Origin of the sequence: Bartonella queenslandensis AUST/NH15, assembly GCF_000312585.1 — a bacterium.
GTDB lineage: Bacteria > Pseudomonadota > Alphaproteobacteria > Rhizobiales > Rhizobiaceae > Bartonella > Bartonella queenslandensis_A.
This window is the reverse complement of sequence record NZ_HE998235.1, coordinates 1-1,208: the sequence shown is the minus strand read 5'-3', so window position 1 is coordinate 1,208 and position 1,208 is coordinate 1. Positions and strand designations below refer to the sequence as shown.

Sequence of the window (1,208 nt, the reverse complement as noted above, 5' to 3'; positions counted from 1 at the left end):
CCGAGGGAATATAAGTCTCTACAAGATCTTCCACGACGTCATTGCGCATTTCCTGGATCATTTCTGATAAATCATCTGCATTCATGACCTCCATACGCTGTTCAAAAATAACCTTGCGTTGATCATTCATGACATCATCATATTTTAGCAGATTTTTACGAATTTCAAAATTCCGTGCTTCGACCTTTTTTTGTGCTTTTTCAATGGCTTTATTAATCCACGGATGGATAATAGCTTCATTTTCTTTCAATCCAAGTTTTTGCAGCATACCATCCATACGATTGGAGCCGAAGATACGCATAAGATCATCTTGAAGAGAGAGAAAGAATTTTGAGCGACCTGGATCACCTTGGCGACCAGAACGTCCACGAAGCTGGTTATCAATACGACGGCTTTCATGACGTTCAGTAGCGATAACGTAAAGTCCCCCAGCTGCTAAAGCTTTTTCTTTAAGTTGTTTGACATCTTTTTTGATTTCTTCAATTTTAGCTGTTCGCTCTGGACCTTCGGGGATATCCTGTAATTCTTGTCGAATGCGCATTTCAACATTCCCACCAAGCTGGATATCTGTACCACGTCCCGCCATGTTGGTTGCGATGGTGAGAGCTCCAGGAACGCCTGCTTGCGCAATGATATATGCTTCTTGCTCGTGATAGCGAGCATTTAAGACTTTAAAATCGGTAATGCCCTCTTTTCGCAAACGCTCTGCCAATTGTTCTGACTTTTCAATTGAGGTTGTTCCAACAAGAATAGGCTGTTTTTTTTCGTGCGCTTGACGGATATCACGCACAATGGCTCGATATTTCTCTTCTGCTGTTCGATAAATTTCATCATCTTCGTCAAGACGCTGTACCGGTAAATTTGTGGGGACTTCAACAACGTCAAGACCATAAATATTTCTGAATTCTTCAGCTTCTGTTGCTGCAGTTCCAGTCATTCCAGATAATTTTCTATACATACGGAAATAATTTTGGAAAGTGATGGAAGCAAGTGTCTGATTTTCTGGTTGAATAGCAACATGCTCTTTAGCTTCTAATGCTTGATGAAGCCCTTCAGAGTAACGCCGTCCAGGCATCATTCGTCCTGTAAATTCGTCAATGATCACAATTTCATCATTGCGAACAATGTAATCTTTATCGCGAACAAACAGTTTATGGGCTTTTAGAGCATTATTAACATGATGAACGATCGCGACATTTTCTATGTCA

The 1,208-nt window shown here is 40.7% G+C and carries 1 protein-coding gene; it reads right to left on the bottom strand.

Translation table 11 applies throughout. The features are described from left to right. A partial coding sequence (locus BN338_RS09995) for a preprotein translocase subunit SecA (RefSeq protein WP_039762000.1) occupies positions 1-1,208 on the bottom strand: 1,208 nt, incomplete at both ends.